The organism is Streptomyces sp. NPDC111520 (assembly GCF_055635295.1).
Map to the genome: position 1 here is coordinate 1 of NZ_JBVKBW010000012.1, position 18,324 is coordinate 18,324.

The window sequence follows — 18,324 nt, forward strand, 5'->3', positions numbered from 1 at the left end:
AGACTTCCTCCACACCTACAACCACCACCGCTGCCACACCGCACTCGGAGGCAAGCCCCCGATCAGCCGCGTCAACAACGCTGCGGGTCAATACACCTAGGTCGTGTCGTCACATGAGCTCCCCCAGCTACCGCTGGGAGGTGCCCCCACCGCCCGGAGGGCGGGCCCCACGGCTCCCCCGGCTTGCGCCGGGAGGTGCCCCCTGGTGCGGTGCATCGCAAGGCGGAGAGTCGTCCTCGTAGTGGGCTACTCGGACGATGCGACAACGCAGCGTGGGGGCACCTCCCAGCGGAGCTGGGGGAGTGCCGTGCCTGGGGGCACCTCCCAGCGGAGCTGGGGGAGCGTTGCTGGGTGGGGGCACCCCCGGCCGAAGGTTGGGGGAGGGCATGTGACGACACGCACTAGCCCAAGGCGCCGAACCCGCCGGCGAAGTAGAGCAGCGGACGGGACTGGCTCTTGTGCCCGAAGTGCCGCACGTCGCCGACGAAGATGGTGTGGTCGCCGCCGGGCAGCGCCTCGGAGACGTCACAGACCACCGAGGCGATGGCGTCCCTGAGCACCGGCACGCCGTGCTCCTCGTCGACGGCCACGCCGGCGAAGCGGTCGGGCACCGGAGCGGCGAAGGTGCGGGCCAGGTCCTCGCAGTCCTCACCGAGGACGTTGACGGCGAAGCGCCCGTGCTCGGCTATGGCGGTGCGGGTGAACAGGTGGTTGCCGACGCACACGATCAGCTGCAGCGGGTCCAGCGACAGCGCGGAGACCGCGCTGGCCGTCATGCCCACGGGCGCGCTTGCGGTCCGGGTGGTGATGACGCTGACCCCGGTCGCCAGGCGTCCCATCGTGGAGCGGAAGGCGACGGACAGGTCGAGGGTTTCAGTCATGGGAGACCTCCGGGAGGGAGTGAGCCGAGCCCTGGTGGACGTGGTGAACTGTGCGCCGCCACCTGTTAATGCGGGGGAAACCGAGCGGAGACCCGGGGTTCACGCCTCACCGGCGCAACCTCTCGACCAGGCGTCGCATCTCCTCCGAAGGACGCACGCCGAGATCGGCCATCGCCCGCCGGTAGCCCCGGTACAGCTCGAGGAGACCGTCGTCGTCCCCGGCTGCCTCGGCGCCCGCGAGCGCCAGCCGCCAGGCCTGCTCACGGTAGGGATCACGTTCCAGCGCCGCTCCCGCGAGTTCCCGTGTCTCGCGGATCCGGCCCAGGCGCAGGGCGACTGCGGCCGCGTCGGCCTGCGCCTGGGTGAACGCCGCCGTCAGCGCGTCGCGGCGGGCGTCCAGCCACGGCGTGGAGACGCCCTCGAAGTACGGGCCGCCCCCCGCCGTCCGCAGCGCCTCCAGCAGGGTGCGGAACCGGTGTTCGCCGTCCTGCCGGCCGGCCTCGGTCAGCAGGCGCTCGAAGGAACCCGAGGACCCCGCCACGGACGCCTCGGGCGTCAACCGGTAGACGTCCGCCTCCTGCACGAGCGCCACGCCCTCGGGCAGCACCTCCCGCAGCCGGTACACCGCCTGCCGCAGGTAGCTGCGCCCCGTCGCGTCGCTCCGTCCCGGGAACAGGGCGGCCAGCAGCGCCGCGCGCCGTGCGCCGGCGGCCGGTCCGTCCAGCAGGAACGCCAGCAGTTCGGTGCTCTTGGCCAGGCGCGGGCGGACCTCCCGCCCGTCGGCGGACAGCCGCACCGTCCCGAACTCCTCGAGGACCAGCCGCGGTGGGACGGGGGCGCGCAGCGCCGCCCGGCCGGCGGACAGTGCCGCCACCAGCGCGTGCCACGGCGAGGAGTGCGAGGGCTCGGCGTCGGCCCTGCGCACGGCGACCGCCGGCACGTCGTCCAGTGCCTGCAGCAGCAGATGGCGTCCGCCGCGGGCGTTCGCCACGCCCAGGGCGAGGTCGGCCGCGGCGTCCGCGGCCGCCGCGTCACCGGCGCGCCACATCGCCTCGCTCAAGTAGACGGCGGCGGTGGGCAGTTCCAGCAGCCGGTCGCCCGTGGTCATGGCGGCCACCGCGGCGGCGAGCCGGTGGGCCGCCTCCTGGTCCCGGCCCGCCAGGAGGAGCTGCAGTCCGCTCCACGTGGCCGCCAGGTCCGCGGTGAAGGCGTAGCGGGTGCTGCCGCGGTGGGCGGCCTCGGTCAGGGCCCGGGTGGCCCGTGCGAGGTCGCCGTCGAGACGCAGGGCCAGTTTGGCCTCCAGCAGCAGGCTGAGGATCCCGTACACGCGTGATCCGGTGGCCGCGACGGCCCGGCGTCCGGCCGTCAGCGCGGCCCAGGCCTCCTCGCGCCGCCCGAGGTCGGCCAGCAGTTCGACGTCGTCGATGGCCGTGAGCCACACCGGCCGGGGCCCTTCACCGAGGGACGCGTACAGCTCACCGGCCCGGGAGATGCGTCCCGTCGCCCGCAGCGCCGCGACCGTCCAGGGCGCACCGGTCGCCCGGTGCCAGGCACCGCGCGGAGCGGGCTCGCCCTGCAACTGGGCGAGCCGCCCGGCCATGTAGGCGATCCGCATCAGCATGACCTCGACGGGGCCCGAGGCGTCGGCCCGCGGGTCCGGGAGCGTCGTGAGGGGGGTGCCGTCCGCCAGGGAGAGGAGGGCGGCGGCGATGTCGCGGTGGCGTCCGGGGGGCATGACGCGCAGCATCCGCCGGGCCTCGTCGGTCCTGCCCGCGTGCCAGAAGCACCACACCAGCAGCGCCAGGTCCTCACTGCCGCCGGGTTGCCCGGGCAACCGCCCCCACCAGGACGCTCCGTGGAGTCCGGCAGTTGCAGCCCGCGCCAGCACTGCTCGCGGCCGAACGCCACGCGCAGCGCCGCGGAGGCCAGCCCCGGGGCGGGCGGCCCGGGCACCGGGCGCATCCGGTCGAGCCAGCTCTCCGCCGTCGCCAGGTCCAGCCGCTCCAGGACACCGGGCAGGACCTGCTCGGCGGCGCGCCGAGCCGCCGCCGACTCCCCGGCCATCAACAGCTCCGTCACGGCCTCCTCATGACGGCCGGCCGTTTCCAGCAACCGGGCGTGACGACGCCTCAGCTCGCGCCGGGCGCCGGCCTCCATGGCGTCGGCGCGCCGGAGCAGGTGCCCGCGGAAGCACGGCAGTATCCGCACGTGGGTGCCGTCGGGGGACCAGGTCAGCGGCAGCCGGCGGCGCCGCAGGGTGGCCAGGACCCGGTCCGGTCCGGACAGCCCGAGCGCGTTGGCGGACTCGGCGGTCACCTCGTCCAGCACGCTGGTGGCGACCAGCAGCGCCACCTCGTCCGCGGTGAGCTGCCGCAGCAGGTCCGCGCAGAGGAGGTCGAGCCGGCCGGCGCCGGTAGCGGGTCCGGTGGCCCACCAGTCGTGCAGGACACCGGTGACCCAGCCCTCGACGGCCCGCACCCGGAACCTCGCCTGCTCCTCCAGGCCGGTGGGCCGCAGGGCCCGGGCGGCCTCGGAGACGTCGAAGGCGAGGTCGGTGTCGTCGAGGAAGGCCACGCGGTGGACGTCGCCGAGGCCGCCCACGCCGTGCGGTGGCTCCGCCCGGGAGACGAGCACCAGCCGCGTCCCCGGGGGCGGTTGCAGGACGAGTGCGGTGAGCGCGTCCTCGGCCGCCGGGTGGCCCGCGAGGTGTTCCAGGCCGTCGACGACGAGGACGGGCGGCCCCACGCGGGCGGCGGGCACCACCCGCGCCAGGCGGTCGCGGAACGCCCCGGCGGTGGTGTCGCCGGCGGCGAGGCCGCCCAACGGGATCCAGGCCGCGGGCCCCGGTAGGGCCCGCGCCGCCTGGAGCACCGCGGTGGTCTTGCCCGCCCCGGCGGAGGCCGCGACGACCAGCACCGGATGCCCGGCGAGCGCCTGGAGGATACGGCGGGTCACCCGTGGCCGCGGGACGACATGGGCCGGCAGGCCGGGCAGGCCCGGCTGTTCGGGACGTTCGGGCTGGCCGGGCGGGCCGGGCTGGCCGGGCGGGGCCGGTGGCCGCCGGTCAGGAAGGCCGGGGGTCATGAGCCGACCGTCCCGGCTCGAGCACGAAGGTGTGACGCAGCAGTGTGTACGGCTCGTCGGTCCGCGTGCCGTACGGGCCGGTGCCGGCCTGGTGGCTCGCGTACTCCGACACCAGCGACTGCTTGACGCCGAAGACCGGGTCCTGGTCCAGGTACGGGTCGTCGGCGGGGAACAGCATGGTGGTCACGCGCTGGAAGCCCTCAGCGGCGACCACGACGTGCAGGTGCGCCGGCCGCATCACGGACCGGCCGGTGGTCCGCATCAGCTCGCCCACCGGCCCGTCGTCCGGGATGGGGTAGCTCGACGGGCGGATGGAGCGGAACCGGAAGCGGCCCTCGCCGTCGCTGCGCAGCAGGGCCCGCATGGCGGGGTCGGACAGGCCGGGGACGTCCACGTCGTAGTGGCCGTCCGCGTCGCTGTGCCACACGTCGATCGCGGCGTCCGCCACCGGCGCGCCGTGGGTGTCGGTGACCAGGCCCTCGAAGAAGAAGGGCGTGCCGGGCAGTCCCTCGGAGATGTCCGCGCCGTCGGCCGCCCGCGGGCGGTCGTCCCGGAAGAAAGGGCCGAGGACGCTGTTCTGCGTCGATCCCGCGGCGCGCCGGTTGCCGAGGGCGTCGACCAGCATCGTGATCCCCAGTACGTCGGAGAGCAGGATGAACTCCTGCCTGGTGGCCGTGCACTTCAGGCCCGTCCGGGTGAGGAAGTCCACACCGCGCGCCCACTCGTCCTCGGTCAGACCGGTCTCACGGACGAAGTCGTGCGCGTGGCGGACCAGGGCCTCGAGGATGCCGGCGAGGCGGGCGTCCTTCGCGTGGCGGACGGTGGAGGCCACGGCCTCCGTGATGGTGGAGTCGGTGAGGTCACGCATGACGGGCTCCCGTCGGGTCGTGGGGCTGGTCGGAGGTGGCCCGGAGCGGCGGTTCGCCCGCCCAGGCGCGTCGGAGGAGGTCGTGCACGGCGTCCCGGTGCACCGGCCGCGGGTTCCAGTAGCCGTCGCGGACGATCAGGTCCGCCGCCTCGGCGATGCCCGACTCGGGCATGCCCAGGTCGCGCAGCGCGCGGGGGGCGCCGACGCCGGCCGCGAAGTCGAGGACCGCGCGGGCGGGGTCCGGCCCGGGCAGCGCCCGCCCGATCCGGGCCATCGCCGCCCCGGCCGCCGGGGCGTTGTACGCGATGACGTGGGGCAGCACGACGGCGTGCGTCTGCGCGTGCGGGAGGTCGAAGGAGCCGCCCAGGACGTGGCACACCTTGTGGTGCAGGGCCATGCCGACCGTGCCCAGGCAACTCCCCGCGAGCCAGGCACCGTACAACGCCGTGGCGCGGGCCTCGGTGTCCGCGGGATCGCGCAGGATCGCCGGCAGCGCCGCGGCCAGGGCGTCCAGGGCCTCGCCCGCGGTGAGGAAGGCGAGCGGGTCGCCGTCCTGGCCGTACAGGGCCTCCACGGCGTGGGCCATCGCGTTGAGGCCGCTGACGGCGGCGACGTGCGGCGGCAGGGTGAGGGTGAGGTCGACGTCGTACACGACCGTGTCGAGCAGGATCTCCGGCAGCCGCCGGGTGGTCTTCACGCCGCCCTGGGTCTCGCCCAGGATCGGGGTCATCTCCGAACCGGCGTACGTCGTGGGGAGGGCGAGGTGCGGCAGCCCGGTGCGCAGCGCGACGGCCTTGCCGAGGCCGATCGTCGAGCCGCCGCCCACGGCGACCAGGCAGTCCGCGCGGGTGGCCCGTGCCGCTTCGACCGCCTTCTCCGTGACCGCCACGGGCGTGTGGGCTGCCGCCTGGTCGAAGACGCCGGCGGTGAGGGCACCGAGGAGCCCGGCCACCTCGCCGGCCTGGCCGGTCTGCCCGGGGGTGCACAGCACCAGGGCCCGGCCGCACTCCAATGCCCTGACCTCGTCGGCGAGCTCCCTGCGCGTTCCGCTGCCGAAGACCACTTTCGTGATCTGTCCTCTGTGCACGAACGACTTCATGGCTGCCTCTCGCAATGTCCTTTACCGAAAAGGGAGTCTCGACGTCCGTTCGGTGACGCGTCAATGAAGGGTTCACGTGATGGTGCGCGGGCCGGTTCGATTACCGCATTCACGTGACGACCGGCGGATTGCCCAGGGGTCACGGTGGGCGCGGATATCACCCATCCTGGTGATGCGCACGGCGGTTGGGGCCGCCGGCATGCCCGAAAGGGCTGCTGTCGGCGCGAGTGCGGTCCGCCGGCAAGTGCATGGTGCGGACCACTTCGGCAATGCGGCTTCGCGTACGCAGTTCCGGGCTGTGGAAATTCCGGTGATCGCCGCTCCGGAGGTTCGGCCTTCATCTCCGCATGTGTGGGGAATGGTGAAAGGCGCCCCCGGCAGCCGATCACCACGTGACCGGTGCCGAAGTGCCGTACCGGGAAGCGCGGGCCGGAGATACGTCAGGCGCGCGACCGACGTCCGTGCGGGAACCGTCGCCCCGGGGCGGCGCGCAGCCAGGTCCCGGCCAGAACGCACACGGCGGCTGCACCGTACGCGCAGGTCTGAAGGGGGAGGCCGGGCAGCAGACCGCCCCCGAGGTAGAGGAGGGTGCCGGCGAGGGTGACGGACAGCCACTCCCAGCGGCCGTCCAGCGCGACGAGACCGACGACGAGCAGCGCGTACCAGGGGTAGTTGGGCGACACCAGCAGCAGTGCGGTACCGGTCAGCACGAGGGCACCGCGCCACGGGCGGGCCGGGTCGCCGCGCCACCACACGTGCAGGGCCAGCAGCGTGAGGAGCACGAGGACGACCACTCCCGCGGTGGCGTCCGGCAGCAGCAGACGCAGCAGGGCGAAGCGGTGCACGTCACCGGGTTCGTAGCCCTCCTCCCGCAGGTAGCCGGGCAGATAGCCCAGGACGCCCGCGCCGGACCCGGCGACGTAGGGGAGGTAGGCGAACGCGACCACCGCGACCGTCGCCGTCACCGTGCGCAGGATGCGGGCCGGACCGCGCTCCCCGGACAGCGCGCCGGGCAGGGTCAGCAGGGGCAGCACCTTCACGGCGACGGCGGCACCGAGGAGCGCGCCACGCCGGGCCCCGGCGCCGGCGGTACCGAGGGCGAGCACGGTGAGCAGGACACCGAGGGCGTCGATGTGGGCGTTGTTCACCGCTTCGAAGGGGACGGCCGGGCACCACGCCCACAGGGCGGCGAGTGCCGGGGCCCGGCGGGGGTCACCGCGCCGGCGCAGCACCGCCAGCAGGGCGACGGTGGTGGTGAACGCCAGTACGGCACCGCCCGCTTGGAGCGGCTTGTGGCGGCTGCCGGACGGAGTGAGGAAATGGACGGCGGCGAACCAGCCTTCGGCCACGGGCGGGTAGATGGTCGGCACGTCGGGCCGGTTGATGCGGGTGCACGAGCCGCTGTCCGTCCGGGTCAGCCCCCAGCCCCGGCAGGAACCCTTGGTGGGGAACAGCCAGTCGTCACGCAACCCGGCGAGTTCGCGCGCGGCGGGAGGGCGGGCGTACGGGGAGATCCCGGCGGCCTGGACACGGCCGTCCCATGCGTAGCGGTACATGTCGGTGCTGGTGCGGGGTGGGGCGGCCATCCCGGCCAGTGCCACGGCGGCCGCCCCGGCGAGGACGAGAGCGGTGGCGGCGCGAGCCGGGACCTTGCGGACGGCCCATGCCGAGGCGGCGAACAGCGTCCAGGCGACGGCGTATCCGGCCAGTATGCGGCCCGGGTCGCTCCGGCTGTCGCCCACGCGCAGGGTGCCGACGACGACGGCGGTCAGTGCGGCGAGGAGCACCGCGACGGCGATGGTGCGCACGCGGGCCGGCGCGCGCTCCACGGATGCGACGGGCGGGACGGCCGGCGGCTGAGGGGACCGGTGGTGTGCGGCGGTGGCGTCACTCATGCGCGTCGGGCCTCCCTGTGGTCCTCGGGGCTCCGCCGGGGCGACGCAGTTCCACGAACGGGCGGTCCTCGCAGGTCCACCGGGCGGCCGGGATCCACCCCGTCGCCCGGGCGGTGCGCAGCAGCGCCGTGGTGCCGAGGCGTGCCCAGGGAAACGGACGGCCGTGCCGGCCTCCGGCGTCCTCGACCCGTACGGTGAGGCGCTCGTCCCGATCGTGGGGCGCGGCCTCCGCCAGCAGGCGCCCACCAGGCGCGACCAGGGCGTGCAGGCGGGTGAGGAGGGCGGGCGGGTCGCCGCCGATGCCGATGTTGCCGTCCATCAGCAGGACGCTGCCCCAGCGGCCCTCCCCGGGCAGGCGGTCGAAGACGGAACGGCGTACGGCGGACCCGCCGTGCTGCCGGGTCCGGGCCACGGCGGCCTGGCTCACGTCCACGCCGAGCGCCCGCACCCGGCGCGCGGCGAGGGCGGCGACCAGCCGTCCCGGTCCGCAGCCGACGTCGAGGACGGGGCCGGTGCACCGGTCCAGCACGGTGGTGTCGGCGGCGTCGGCGGGGCCACACCAGCGCTCGACGTCCAGCGGCAGCAGTTGCCCTGCCGCCGTGGTGCCGTCCGGTGCGCCGGGGGCCGACAGGTGGCGCAGGAAGAGCGGGCCCCGGCCGGTGCGCAGGGCGTGGGCGTAGGGGTCGTCCGTCCACGGCTCGCCCGGCTGCACCGGCTGCTGCCCGACCGGACGGGGCCGTACGGGGAGGCCGCCGGGCCGCTCCGGGTTGCGGGTTCTCCAGCGGCCCGCTGTTCGCGTCGCCGGTTCGGCGAGGACGGGGTCCGGGCTGCCTGCCGTCCCGCTCATCGGCCCGCCCCCGCGAGCGAGTTCAGCGTCGTGGCGAAGTGCGAGCCGGGCGGGCAGCAGGCGGCGACCCCGGCGGCGTCGGCGGCTGTGTCCACGTCACGCAGCACCGGCAGGTCGCGCACGCTGAGCCCGGCCTCGACGAGCCGGCGCCGCTGCGTCGCACCGGTGCGGTCCGTGGACATCGGCACGCCGCGCACGAGTGCCGCGGCGCGCCCCGGTTCGGCGAGGCCCAGCGCCCAGAAGCCGCCGTCCTCAGCAGGGCCGAACCAGGCGTCGTGACCGTCCTGCCCGGCCTCCGCGAGGAGTTCCACGGTCAGTTGCGGGGTGTCCATGCCGACGAGGAGGGCCGGTCCGCCGTCGCAGAGGGCGAAGGCGGCCGCGATCCTCTCGTCCAGGCCGCCGCTCTCCTGGCGGACGACGTCGATGCCGGGCGGCAGCCACGGCCCGGGAGCACCGTCGAGGACGAGGACCCGGCGGCGGGCAGGGGCCCTGAGGACCGTGCGCAGCGTGTCGGTGAGGGCCGCCTCGGCGAGTGCGGCGGCTTCCTGGGGCGTGTACGGGGGAGTGAGCCGTGTCTTGACCCGTCCCGGCACGGGTTCCTTGGCGATGACCAGCAGCGTGGCGCGGCCCGCGGCCGGCTGACGGGGACTCATCGTGCCGTCCCCCGTGCGGTCTCCGCGGTCGCCGGTCCGGCGGCGGGGGGTTCGCTTGCGGGAGGTTCGGCGAGCACGGAACGCATGTCCCGGACCGCCTGCCAGGTGCCGCGCCAGGTGCCGGTGACCTTGGAGCGGCCCGTACGTGGAAGGTAGGGCACGTCCGTCTCCTCCACCCGCCATCCCGCGTCGGCGGCACGGACCACCATCTGCAGGGGGTAGCCGGAGCGGCGGTCGGTCAGGTCCAGGGCGAGCAGGGACTCGCGGCGGGCGGCGCGCATCGGTCCGAGGTCGTGGAGGCGCAGGCCGGTGCGCCGGCGGACCAGCCGGGCCAGTTCCAGGTTGGCCAGCCGGGCGTGCAGGGGCCACGCGCCTCGTGTGACGGGCCTGCGCCGGCCGAGGACGAGGTCGGCGGTGCCGGCCAGGACGGGTCCGGCGACGGAGGGCAGCAACGAGGGGTCGAGGGAGGCGTCGCAGTCGCAGAAGCAGACGACGTCGGCCGTCGCAGCGGTGAGTCCCGCATGACACGCGGCACCAAAACCACGCCGTGGCGCGTGGACGACGTGGGCCCCGAGGGCCCGGGCGATGTCCGCCGAGCCGTCGGTGGAGCCGTTGTCGACGACGATCGCGCGCCAGCCCTCGGGGATGCGGTCCAGCACCCACGGCAGGGCCTCGGCCTCGTCGAGGCACGGCAGCACCACGTCCACCGGGACGGAGGGAGAAGGGGATGTCTCGATCACCCGACTCACCCTACGGGCGCAAAAGCCGCAAAAGGGATTCCGCTGTCTTACGGATCGCTGACGTCCGCGGGCGCTCCCGCGGCCGGGCGAAGACCGGGTGCGAGACTCGACGACGTGAAGCACGTACTCGTCGTGGACGACGACGCCACCGTGGCCGAGGTCGTGGCCGGCTACCTGAACCGCGCGGGCTTCGGCGTGGACGTGGCCCCCGACGGACCCTCCGCCGTGGCCCGGGCCGCCGCGCGACCGCCCCACCTCGTGGTCCTGGACCTCATGCTCCCCGGCATGGACGGCCTGGAGGTCTGCCGCCGCATCCGCGACGAAGGGCCGGTCCCCGTGATCATGCTGACGGCGCGCGGCGACGAGGAGGACCGGGTCCTCGGCCTGGAAGTCGGCGCCGACGACTACGTCACGAAGCCCTTCAGCCCCCGGGAACTCGTGCTCAGGGTCGAGTCGGTGCTGCGCCGTACGGGAGACCGGACGACCCGGGCCCCGGACGGATCAGGGCTGCGCGCCGGTCCCCTCGTCCTGGATCCCGGCGCCCGCCGCGTCGTCCGCCACGGCGTCGAGCTCTCCCTGACGATCCGTGAGTTCGACCTGCTGGAGTTCTTCCTGCGCAATCCCGGCCGCGCGACGAGCCGGGAGGAGCTGATGCGCCGCGTGTGGGGCTGGGAGTTCGGGGACCTGTCGACCGTCACCGTCCACGTGCGACGGCTGCGGGAGAAGGTCGAGAGCGATCCCGCTCACCCCCTCCTGATCAGCACGGTGTGGGGCGTCGGCTACCGGTTCGACCCGCCGCCGGCGGACGAGGGGGCCCGCGATGGTGCATGACACCCTTCTGATCGTGGTCTACGCGGCCATCGGCGCGGCCGGTGCGGGCCTGCTGGGCACGGGCGTCCTCCGGCTGCTGCGCAACCGCTCGGTCGCCCTGTCGCTGGCGGTGGTGGCCGTCGTCACGGTCGCGGCGATGCTCGCCGGAACCATGCTGGTGTCCTGGGCCATGTTCCTGTCCGACCACGACCTGTGGGTCGTGACCATGGTCTGCTCGATCGCCGCGGCGGTCTCACTGGTGGTGGCATTGACGCTCGGACGCGGTGTGGTCCGCGGCAGCCGGGCCCTGGCCGAGGCCACCCGCGCCCTCGGCGACGGCGGCGGTTTCACCCCGCCCGCCGCCGCGCCCACCGCCGAACTGGCCGAACTCGGTCGTGAACTGGCCGCCACCAGCGCGAAGCTCGCGGCGTCCAGGGAGCGCGAGAGGGCCCTGGAGGACTCCCGCCGCGAACTGGTCGCCTGGATCTCCCACGACCTTCGCACGCCGCTGGCCGGACTGCAGGCCATGACCGAAGCCCTGGAGGACGGCATGGTCGACGACCCGGCCGTCTACCACGCCCGCATCCGCACGGAGGTCGAGCGCATGAGCGGCATGGTCGGCGACCTCTTCGAGCTCTCCCGCATCCAGGCCGGCGTCCTCGCGCTGCACACCACCCGCGTGTCGGTCTACGACCTCGTCGGCGACGCGCTCGCGGGCGCGGCCGCACTGGCGAAGGAGCGCGGCGTGCGGATCGTCGGGGACGGCGTCGAACCGGTCCCGGTCGAGGTCGACGGCCGCGAGATGTCCAGGGTGCTGGCCAACCTGCTCGTCAACGCGATCCACCGGACCCCTGCCGACGGCACGATCGCGGTGTCGGCCCGCCGGGAGGCGGACAGCGTCGTGGTGTCGGTGACGGACGGCTGCGGCGGCATTCCCGTGGAGGACCTGCCCCGGGTCTTCGACACCGGCTGGCGCGGCACCGACGCACGGACCCCGCCCGCCGGAGCGGGGCTGGGCCTGGCGATCGTGCGCGGGATCGTGGAGGCGCACAAGGGCCGGGCGGCGGTGCGCAACGTTCCCGGCGGCTGCCGGTTCGAGGTCCGCCTGCCCGCCGCGGCGCCCTGAGACGCCCGCCACGGCCCGGGCCCCGCCGTGCCCCGGGAACCCGCCCGGCCGGGCGCGGACGGTCAGCCGTGCCGCAGCGGCGCGGTCGCGAACTCCGCCATCCCCTGCGCGAACACGACCCGCGGCTGCCAGCCCAGTTCCTCGCGCAGCCTGCGCGAGGAGGCGGTGATGTGGCGGACGTCGCCGAGCCGGTACTCGCCCGTGACCACCGGTGTCTTAGTGCCGTGCGCCCCTGCCAGGGCGGCGGCCATCTCCCCGACCGTGTGCGGCTCACCGCTGCCGACGTTGTACGTTCGCGCGGCGCCCTCGGGCAGCTCCGGCAGCCGCTCCAGGGCGGCGAGGTTGGCCCCGGCCACGTCCCGGACGTGGACGAAGTCACGCCGCTGGCCGCCGTCCTCGAACACCCGCGGCGCCTCACCGCGCTCCAGCGCCGACCGGAACAGCGAGGCGACCCCCGCGTACGGGGTGTCGCGCGGCATGCCCGGTCCGTACACGTTGTGGTACCGCAACGCCGTGACGCGTCCGCCCACCGCGCGCGCCCACGCCGAGGCGAGGTGTTCCTGCGTCAGCTTGGTGGCGGCGTACACGTTGCGGGGGTCGAGCGGGGCGTCCTCGGCCACCAGCCCGGGTGCCAGTGGTTCGCCGCACCGCGGGCACGGTGGTTCGAAGCGTCCCGCGCGCAGGTCCGCCACCTTGCGCGGTCCGGGGCCCACGACGCCGTGCGACGGGCACTCGTACCGTCCCTCGCCGTAGACCACCATCGAACTCGCCAGCAGCAGCGACCCGACTCCGGCCTCGGCCATGCCGGCCAGGAGCACCGCGGTGCCCAGGTCGTTGCACCCCACATAGGCGGGGGCGTCGGCGAAGTCCTTGCCGAGGCCGACCATCGCCGCCTGGTGGCAGACGGCGTCCACGCCCCGCAGGGCGTCGGACACCGCCTCCGCGTCGCGGACGTCCGCGTGCCGCCAGTCCACCTCCGCGGGGACCGGCGGGGGCGTGCGGTGCGCCGCGGGCAGCAGCGCGTCGAGCACGCGCACCTCGTGCCCGGCGCCGGTGAGGGCGGTGACGACGTGCGAGCCGATGAAGCCCGCACCTCCGGTGACCAGGATCAACATGATCCGACCGTACGGCCGCCGGCCGGCCGTGCGGCCGAGCGACGCCGTCACGTCAGCCTTTCGTAAGCCTTCCCGCCGCCATTCACCGCCGGCGGCCGCGGCGGGCACCCCGCACGGCGACCACGAGGATCGTGACCACTGCCACGGCAGCCAGCGTGACCAGCCAGTCGCGCGGGTAGTCCAGCGGCAGGACCGATGGGTTGGCCGGCTGCCCCGGGCGCAGCATCACCGGCAGGGCGACCACGGTCAGGGCGCCGCCGACCAGCAACGCCGCGTGGACGGGCCCGCGAGGGCCCCCACGGACCAGCGCCCAGCCGATCAGCAGCACCAGCGGTGCGACCAGCGCGTCGTGCAGCACCACCGCGCCGCCGAGCCAGATCAGGACGCCGGGCAGGTCGGTCACCCCCGTCAGCAGGCGGACGCCCACGCCGGCGAGCAGCACACCGACCGCGCCGGTGAGCCACCGTGTCACCCCCGCCCTCACGTCAGCACCTCCAGCCGGCCGACCCACTTGGTCTGCAGCACGCCCGGCCGGTTCGGGGCGATCAGGCGGGCGGGGTAGCCGTGGTCCGGGGTGAGCTCCGCACCGTTGAGGCGCAGGGCGAGCAGGGTCAGCGGGTCGCGCGCGTACGTGTGTCCCATCTCGGAGACGCGGTAGCCGCCCCGGCGTTCCAGGGAAACCACCCGTACCCCGGCGTGCGGCGGGGCACCCGCGAGGTCCAGGAGGTCCGCGATCCGCACGCCCGTCCAGCGGGCCGACTTGCTCCAGCCCTCCACACAGGCGATCGGCAGCTCGGCCTCGTGCTGCCGCAGGCCCCTCACCTCGTCAAGTGTCAGCGTGTACGGCCGCGGCCCGACGACCGTCAGGCGATAGCGGTCGGCCGTGACCGGTCCGACTCCGGCCGCGACGGCGGTGCGGTTGACCGGCAGGCCCTGCGGGCCGTGGTCCGGATGGCGTGGTGCCAGCAGGACGAGACCCTTCAGCGGGGTGAAGGACTGTCCCACGGTGGTCACGGTGACCGCGCCGACCGCCGTCGCCACCGCGGCGAGCAGCGAGCGCCGGCCGGGACCGTCCTCCTCGGGCAGGGCGACGGTTCCCGGAGACCGCCGGCTCCAGTGGTCCCGGATCTCCGGCGCCTTGACCGCGATGTGCAGCAGCACCGATCCGGCCGCCAGCCAGGCCACGGCGTAGTGGACCGGCACGAAGGAGAACGACCACGGATACCACTGCGCGATGTTCAGGAGGCCGGTGCCGAGTTCGAACAGGGCGGCGGCCACCAGTACGGCCACCGACAACCGTTCCAGGGCGTGCCGCAACGACCTCACCGGAGGCCAGGAGAACAACCGCGGGTACACCGTCCACAACTTCGCCAGCAGCAGCGGGACCGCGGCGATGCCCGAAGCGACGTGCAACCCCTGCGTCACCCGGTAACCCCACACCGGACGGCTCGGCAGGTCGCCTGCCGCCCAGCCGGGCGGATGCTGCAGCAGATGGCTGATCAGACCGGTGGCGAAGCACACCGCGAAGGCGATCCCGAGCCACCGCCCGATCGAGGTCGCCGTTCGGGCGTCGTGCAGCGGGGCGTCGAACCGTGGCGGGAACAAGCGTGATCTCATGCGTCCATCTGAGCCGTCACCAGGGCGTCGCGGAACAGCCGGGCCCCTTACGGAACAAGGACGTTCGAGCCCCGGTCGGGCTGCCGTTGCGCACGGACCATGGGGCCGGTCACCGCGCGGGGTGGTGGCGCCGGTAGTGGCGGGCGACGCGTTCGCGGTTGCCGCACCCGGCAGAGCACCATTGGCGGCGCGGGTGATCCTTGACGAAGAACAGCAGGCAGTTGGGCGCCAGGCAGGGGCGCAGGCGATCGCGGTCCGGCCCGCTGAAGAGCTCGACGGCCTGGTGCGCGATGAGCTGTACGGCCAGGCGTGCGGGCGACCTGTCGCCGCGGTAGACCCGTGAGGTCTGCCCGCCGGCGGGCCACCGCAGTTCCGGCCAGGCGTGGGCAAGGGCGTTCAGGGCGCTGATCGCCTTCTGCCGCTCCAGCTTCGGCGCGGTCGCCGGCGGACGCGGGTCTCCGGTCGTCTCCGCAGCCAGCCGTCGCAAAGCGTCGCGCAGCGTCCGGAGGGACGCGGCGACTTGGCGTACGTCGTCCGCACCGAGTTGGCCGGGACGGATCCCGGTCCCGGACGGGAGCCGTCCTGCAACCGCGTGCAGCCAGGCCACGACACCGGCGTCATCGGCGAGGGCGTCGCGGATGCCGCCGCTCCCGACGGCGACGGTGTTCATGAGTTCGATGGGCAGCGGTTCCCCCAGCAGCACCGCGCTCGTGGTCGCTTCCTCGGTCCTCATGCTGTCCACTCTATCGCTTTTCTAATGGTTGGCATTCGTATTTTCCATTTGACTCCATGAAACGAGCGCGTGAGGCTCCTAATGGTTACAAAAACAGCAAGCGTTAGTTCCTCGTGGAAGGAGTCCGTCGTGTCCGTACTGCCCCTCATCGACCCCGCCGAGGCCACCGGCGACGCCGCGACGCTGCTCGCCGAGCTGAAGCGGACCGTCGGGTCCGTGCCGAACATGGCGAAGGCGATGGCGAACAGCCCGGCCCTGCTGAAGGGCTGGATGAGCCTGTCCGGCGCACTCGCCGGCGGTGTGCTGCCCGCGGCGATCCGGGAGCGCCTGGCGCTGGCGACTGCCGAGTACAACCGCTGCACCTATTGCCTGTCCGCCCACACCTTCCTGAGCAGGAACGTCGCCAAGGTCGAGGACCTCGAGATCGACCGCGCCAGGCACGCGGAGTCCGCCGACCCCCACGTGGCGGCCCTGCTCGCCCTGTCCGACGCCATCCTCCGGGGTCGCGGCGCGATCGACCCGGCCACCCTTGAGACGGCCCGCGCCGCCGGCGTCACCGACGTCGAGATCGCCGAGGTCGTGGGCAACCTCGCCCTCAACATCCTGACGAACTACTTCAACCTCGTCGCCGACGCGGACAACGAGTTCCCCGTCGTCGTGCCGCATCAGCAGCTCTGACGACATCAGCTGTTCGGGCGACGTCCCGGCGCCTGCTCGGCCCATCGTTGCGCGCCATCCGCGAGCCGCCGGCAGCAGGCTTGCAAGAGGCGTTCTCCACCCGCCTCCCGGGACCTGACGACAGCCCGCAGACCAGCCACGAGGACGGAATGAGGAAGCATCGATGACCGAGGAATCCAGGACGCAGGGTCAGGACGGGTACGACGTGATCGTGCTGGGAGCCGGCCCCGTCGGGCAGAACGTCGCCGAACACGCCCGCGCGGCGGGACTTTCGGTGGCCGTGGTGGAACGGGAACTGGTCGGCGGAGAATGCTCGTACTGGGCGTGCGTGCCCAGCAAGGCGCTGCTGCGGCCGGTCATCGCCGTCGCCGACGCGCGGCGGGTGGACGGAGCCCGGCAGGCCGTGACGGGGCCGCTGGACACCGGACGGGTCTTCGCCCGCCGGGACCACTACGTGACCGACTGGGACGACAGCGGCCAGGCGCGCTGGGTGAAGTCCATCGGCGCGGACGTCTTCCGCGGCCACGGGCGGCTCGACGGACCGCGGAAGGTGACCGTCACCTCTGGCAACGGCACCCGGCACACCCTTGCGGCGCGGCACGCGGTCGCCGTCGCCACCGGCAGCCGCCCGCTGCTGCCCGACATCGAGGGCATCGAGGACGTCCGGCCGTGGACCAACCGCCACGGCACCGACTCCAGCACGGTCCCCGGCCGCCTGGTCATCGTCGGCGGCGGCGGGGTCGGGGTGGAGATGGCGACCCTCTGGCAGGGACTGGGCGCCCAGGTCACCCTCGTGGCCAGGCGTCCCCTGCTCTCGCGGCTGGAGCCCTTCGCCGGCGAACTCGTCGCACGCGGACTGACGGACGCCGGCGCGGAGGTACGCGTCGGCGTCCACGTGACCGCACTGCGCCGCCCGGTGCCCGGGGGGCCGGTCACCTGCGTCCTCAGTGACGGTGGCGAAGTGGAGGCGGACGAGATCATGTTCGCCACCGGACGCGCCCCGCTGACCGACGACATCGGCCTGGACACCGTGGGCCTCACCCCCGGCACCTGGCTCGACGTCGACACCACCTGCCTGGTCCGCGGGGTCGACGGCGCATGGCTCTACGCGCTCGGCGACGTCAACCACCGTGCCCTCCTCACGCACCAGGGCAAGTACCAGGGGCGCACCGCCGGCGACGCCATCGGCGCGCGTGCCGCCGGCCGTCCCCTGGACGACGCCCCCTGGGGCGACCACGCCACCACCGCCGACCAGCACGCCGTTCCGCAGGTCTTCTTCACCGACCCGGAAGCGGGCGCGGTGGGCCTGTCCGCGGCCGAGGCCGAGGAGGCCGGCCTGCCCGTCAGGGTCGTCGACCTGGACTTCACCGCCGCCCAGGGCGCCAGGCTCTACGCCGACGGATACCGGGGCCACGCCCGTATGGTCGTCGACACCGACCGGGAGGTCCTGCTCGGCGTGACGTTCGTCGGCCCGGGGATCAGTGAACTGCTGCACTCCGCCACTGTCGCCGTCGCCGGCGAGGTCCCTCTCAAGCGGCTGCGGCACGCCGTCGCCTGCTTCCCCACCGTCAGCGAGATCTGGACCTTCCTGATCGCCGCCTACCACCGCGGTGGTGCGTGAGTCGATCCGGCCGGGCTTCGGCCCGCGCCGTACCTCAGGCCGCGCGGAGCAGCAGCAGGGCCATGTCGTCGGTGCCGGGCGTGGTCCGGACGGCGTGCTGGACGAGGTCGTCGGCGAGGGTGTCGACGGGCTCGTCCGGGGCCCGGCCGACCCCGCGGGCGAGCTCGCCGATCGCCTCGTCGATGTCGGTGCCGGGGGATTCGACGAGTCCGTCAATGTAGAGGACGAGCGTGGTGCCGGAAGGGAGCGGGATCTCCGCGGTGGTGTAGACGGTGTGCTCCTGGATGCCCAGGAGCAGACCGGGCGGCAGGCGGAGGACATCGGTGCGGCCGTCGGCGTGACGGACGAGCAGCGGGAGATGGCCGGCGGTGGACAGGTGGGCCCGGTGCCGGGCCAGGTCGAGGTGCGTGTGGAGACAGCTCGTGAAGAGGCCCGGGTCGAGGTCGATCAGGAGGCGGTTGGTGCAGGTGAGGACCTCGTGCGGGCGTGGGCCCGCTGTGGCGTGGGAGTGGACGGTGGCGCTGACAGCGTCGGTCGCCTCCACGACCCCGGCGAAG

At 74.2% G+C, this 18,324-nt stretch carries 18 protein-coding genes and 1 pseudogene; 5 read left to right on the forward strand and 14 right to left on the reverse strand.

Annotated features, from left to right (window positions below):
• Window positions 1–100: pseudogene (locus ACZ7MY_RS27010) on the forward strand (IS481 family transposase); the annotation flags it as partial.
• 301 nt (window positions 101–401) lie between these two features.
• Here ACZ7MY_RS27010 and ACZ7MY_RS27015 read toward each other — a convergent pair.
• From ACZ7MY_RS27015 to ACZ7MY_RS27055, 9 genes are all read right to left on the reverse strand, one after another.
• The gene (locus ACZ7MY_RS27015; protein WP_499605614.1) at window positions 402–881 is read right to left on the reverse strand and encodes a flavin reductase family protein; all 480 of its coding nucleotides are present in this window, start codon (window positions 879–881) and stop codon (window positions 402–404) included.
• A gap of 106 nt (window positions 882–987) precedes the next feature.
• Window positions 988–2,502 carry an AfsR/SARP family transcriptional regulator gene (locus ACZ7MY_RS27020; RefSeq protein WP_499606015.1) on the reverse strand — a complete coding sequence of 505 codons (1,515 nt, stop codon included), beginning with the start codon at window positions 2,500–2,502 and terminating at the stop codon, window positions 988–990.
• Complete coding sequence (locus ACZ7MY_RS27025; RefSeq protein ID WP_499605617.1) at window positions 2,496–3,836, reverse strand: winged helix-turn-helix domain-containing protein; 1,341 nt, start codon at window positions 3,834–3,836, stop codon at window positions 2,496–2,498. Before ACZ7MY_RS27025 ends, ACZ7MY_RS27020 begins: the two co-directional genes overlap by 7 nt.
• Before the next feature lie 109 nt (window positions 3,837–3,945).
• The gene (locus ACZ7MY_RS27030; RefSeq protein ID WP_499605619.1) at window positions 3,946–4,833 is read right to left on the reverse strand and encodes a dioxygenase family protein; all 888 of its coding nucleotides are present in this window, start codon (window positions 4,831–4,833) and stop codon (window positions 3,946–3,948) included.
• On the reverse strand, window positions 4,826–5,920 hold the full coding sequence (locus tag ACZ7MY_RS27035; RefSeq protein ID WP_499605621.1) for a maleylacetate reductase: 1,095 nt from the start codon (window positions 5,918–5,920) through the stop codon (window positions 4,826–4,828). Before ACZ7MY_RS27035 ends, ACZ7MY_RS27030 begins: the two co-directional genes overlap by 8 nt.
• Window positions 5,921–6,372: 452 nt before the next feature.
• Window positions 6,373–7,827, reverse strand: coding sequence for a glycosyltransferase 87 family protein (locus ACZ7MY_RS27040; RefSeq protein WP_499605623.1), 1,455 nt, complete (start codon window positions 7,825–7,827; stop codon window positions 6,373–6,375).
• A complete protein-coding gene (locus ACZ7MY_RS27045) occupies window positions 7,820–8,674 on the reverse strand; it encodes a methyltransferase domain-containing protein (protein WP_499605625.1) in 855 nt (284 codons plus the stop codon). The genes ACZ7MY_RS27040 and ACZ7MY_RS27045 overlap by 8 nt, the downstream gene beginning before the upstream one ends.
• Window positions 8,671–9,327 (reverse strand): TIGR04282 family arsenosugar biosynthesis glycosyltransferase, encoded by a 657-nt coding sequence (locus ACZ7MY_RS27050; RefSeq protein WP_499605626.1) that lies wholly within the window; start codon window positions 9,325–9,327, stop codon window positions 8,671–8,673. Before ACZ7MY_RS27050 ends, ACZ7MY_RS27045 begins: the two co-directional genes overlap by 4 nt.
• The gene (locus tag ACZ7MY_RS27055) at window positions 9,324–10,067 is read right to left on the reverse strand and encodes a glycosyltransferase family 2 protein (protein WP_499605628.1); all 744 of its coding nucleotides are present in this window, start codon (window positions 10,065–10,067) and stop codon (window positions 9,324–9,326) included. The genes ACZ7MY_RS27050 and ACZ7MY_RS27055 overlap by 4 nt, the downstream gene beginning before the upstream one ends.
• 114 nt (window positions 10,068–10,181) lie before the next feature.
• Between ACZ7MY_RS27055 and ACZ7MY_RS27060 the strand changes: the two genes are divergently transcribed.
• On the forward strand, window positions 10,182–10,898 hold the full coding sequence (locus ACZ7MY_RS27060) for a response regulator transcription factor (protein WP_499605630.1): 717 nt from the start codon (window positions 10,182–10,184) through the stop codon (window positions 10,896–10,898).
• On the forward strand, window positions 10,888–12,003 hold the full coding sequence (locus tag ACZ7MY_RS27065; RefSeq protein ID WP_499605632.1) for a sensor histidine kinase: 1,116 nt from the start codon (window positions 10,888–10,890) through the stop codon (window positions 12,001–12,003). The genes ACZ7MY_RS27060 and ACZ7MY_RS27065 overlap by 11 nt, the downstream gene beginning before the upstream one ends.
• A gap of 62 nt (window positions 12,004–12,065) precedes the next feature.
• Here the strand turns inward: ACZ7MY_RS27065 and ACZ7MY_RS27070 are convergent, their stop codons facing one another.
• From ACZ7MY_RS27070 to ACZ7MY_RS27085, 4 genes are all read right to left on the reverse strand, one after another.
• Window positions 12,066–13,118, reverse strand: a complete 1,053-nt coding sequence (locus ACZ7MY_RS27070) for an NAD-dependent epimerase/dehydratase family protein (RefSeq protein WP_499605634.1) — start codon at window positions 13,116–13,118, stop codon at window positions 12,066–12,068.
• A gap of 82 nt (window positions 13,119–13,200) precedes the next feature.
• A complete protein-coding gene (locus tag ACZ7MY_RS27075; RefSeq protein ID WP_499605636.1) occupies window positions 13,201–13,602 on the reverse strand; it encodes a hypothetical protein in 402 nt (133 codons plus the stop codon).
• Complete coding sequence (locus ACZ7MY_RS27080; protein WP_499605637.1) at window positions 13,599–14,735, reverse strand: molybdopterin-dependent oxidoreductase; 1,137 nt, start codon at window positions 14,733–14,735, stop codon at window positions 13,599–13,601. The genes ACZ7MY_RS27075 and ACZ7MY_RS27080 overlap by 4 nt, the downstream gene beginning before the upstream one ends.
• Before the next feature lie 109 nt (window positions 14,736–14,844).
• Window positions 14,845–15,468: a CGNR zinc finger domain-containing protein gene (locus ACZ7MY_RS27085; protein WP_499605639.1), complete on the reverse strand. Its 624-nt coding sequence runs from the start codon at window positions 15,466–15,468 to the stop codon at window positions 14,845–14,847.
• Window positions 15,469–15,597: 129 nt separating this feature from the next.
• On the opposite strand from ACZ7MY_RS27085, the gene ACZ7MY_RS27090 reads away from it, so the two are divergent.
• Together ACZ7MY_RS27090 and ACZ7MY_RS27095 are read left to right on the forward strand one after the other, a co-directional pair.
• Window positions 15,598–16,146: a carboxymuconolactone decarboxylase family protein gene (locus ACZ7MY_RS27090; RefSeq protein ID WP_499605641.1), complete on the forward strand. Its 549-nt coding sequence runs from the start codon at window positions 15,598–15,600 to the stop codon at window positions 16,144–16,146.
• 163 nt (window positions 16,147–16,309) lie between these two features.
• The gene (locus ACZ7MY_RS27095) at window positions 16,310–17,767 is read left to right on the forward strand and encodes a dihydrolipoyl dehydrogenase family protein (RefSeq protein ID WP_499605643.1); all 1,458 of its coding nucleotides are present in this window, start codon (window positions 16,310–16,312) and stop codon (window positions 17,765–17,767) included.
• 34 nt (window positions 17,768–17,801) lie between these two features.
• On the opposite strand, the gene ACZ7MY_RS27100 is transcribed toward ACZ7MY_RS27095, so the two are convergent.
• Window positions 17,802–18,311: a PP2C family protein-serine/threonine phosphatase gene (locus ACZ7MY_RS27100; protein ID WP_499605645.1), complete on the reverse strand. Its 510-nt coding sequence runs from the start codon at window positions 18,309–18,311 to the stop codon at window positions 17,802–17,804.
• Window positions 18,312–18,324: the final 13 nt, after the last annotated feature.

Excerpts from the sequence above, each read along its gene's own strand:
- ACZ7MY_RS27050 (WP_499605626.1), bottom strand. The coding sequence starts at position 9,327 with ATGAGTCCCCGTCAGCCGGCCGCGGGCCGCGCCACGCTGCTGGTCATC.
- ACZ7MY_RS27020 (WP_499606015.1), bottom strand. The coding sequence starts at position 2,502 with ATGCTGATGCGGATCGCCTACATGGCCGGGCGGCTCGCCCAGTTGCAG.
- ACZ7MY_RS27040 (WP_499605623.1), bottom strand. The coding sequence starts at position 7,827 with ATGAGTGACGCCACCGCCGCACACCACCGGTCCCCTCAGCCGCCGGCC.
- ACZ7MY_RS27030 (WP_499605619.1), bottom strand. The coding sequence starts at position 4,833 with ATGCGTGACCTCACCGACTCCACCATCACGGAGGCCGTGGCCTCCACC.
- ACZ7MY_RS27095 (WP_499605643.1), top strand. The coding sequence starts at position 16,310 with ATGACCGAGGAATCCAGGACGCAGGGTCAGGACGGGTACGACGTGATC.
- ACZ7MY_RS27070 (WP_499605634.1), bottom strand. The coding sequence starts at position 13,118 with ATGTTGATCCTGGTCACCGGAGGTGCGGGCTTCATCGGCTCGCACGTC.
- ACZ7MY_RS27080 (WP_499605637.1), bottom strand. The coding sequence starts at position 14,735 with ATGAGATCACGCTTGTTCCCGCCACGGTTCGACGCCCCGCTGCACGAC.
- ACZ7MY_RS27015 (WP_499605614.1), bottom strand. The coding sequence starts at position 881 with ATGACTGAAACCCTCGACCTGTCCGTCGCCTTCCGCTCCACGATGGGA.
- ACZ7MY_RS27085 (WP_499605639.1), bottom strand. The coding sequence starts at position 15,468 with ATGAGGACCGAGGAAGCGACCACGAGCGCGGTGCTGCTGGGGGAACCG.
- ACZ7MY_RS27065 (WP_499605632.1), top strand. The coding sequence starts at position 10,888 with ATGGTGCATGACACCCTTCTGATCGTGGTCTACGCGGCCATCGGCGCG.
- ACZ7MY_RS27045 (WP_499605625.1), bottom strand. The coding sequence starts at position 8,674 with ATGAGCGGGACGGCAGGCAGCCCGGACCCCGTCCTCGCCGAACCGGCG.